The sequence below is a fragment of the Pseudomonas sp. DSP3-2-3 genome (assembly GCF_049898225.1).
In the GTDB taxonomy this organism is placed as follows: domain Bacteria; phylum Pseudomonadota; class Gammaproteobacteria; order Pseudomonadales; family Pseudomonadaceae; genus Aquipseudomonas.
Genome location: NZ_JAFCXH010000088.1, coordinates 1 through 578 on the forward strand (window position 1 = coordinate 1; position 578 = coordinate 578).

Annotated in this window: 1 pseudogene; it reads right to left on the bottom strand. The window is 55.4% G+C overall.

Annotated features, from left to right (window positions below):
• Positions 1-166 precede the first annotated feature (166 nt).
• A pseudogene (locus ACP7E4_RS30490) lies at positions 167-578 on the bottom strand (hypothetical protein); the annotation flags it as partial.

Here is a 578-nt window from a genome sequence, read left to right on the forward strand (position 1 = left end):
AGTTAAGGGGAAATAGGACATTTCCGAGAGTCAGGTGGGAAAAGGATATTCGAGAGGATTTGTGGCTTTGAGTGCGGTGTAGGCCGTACCCGTTCTATGACGGGATTGGGCTTGATTGATTGAGGGGACGGTTGTGGCCGGGTCAAGGCGAGGCTCATGGCGTAGGTCAAGGATCTCTCCATGCGTGAGCAAGCTCCAGCGTGATGAGGTAACGCTCCTCTGTGGGACGCTTGTCATCCCGGAAGCGATTAACCCCCAGCATTACCTGATACTTGTCGCCCGCCTGCCAGTAGGCCGTGCCGCCTTTATTGACGTCGCGCAATCGGGCACGCCATTGCGGAGTGTCGGCGAAAGAGGGAAATATACCGCAGGATTGGATGCCAGCCAGCGGTGCGCCATTGCGCCTGCAAATCCAATAGGATCTTGAGCGTGTCGTCGTGCAATAGCGGCTCGATTTGGGGGGACATGCGAATATTGCCGACCATCCCTTTAGCATCAAAGCTTATGGTGAAGAATCGCGCTTGCGGTGTAACGAAGCCGTATTGGATGTCCATAAAGCGCAGGCGCGCATCCGAATC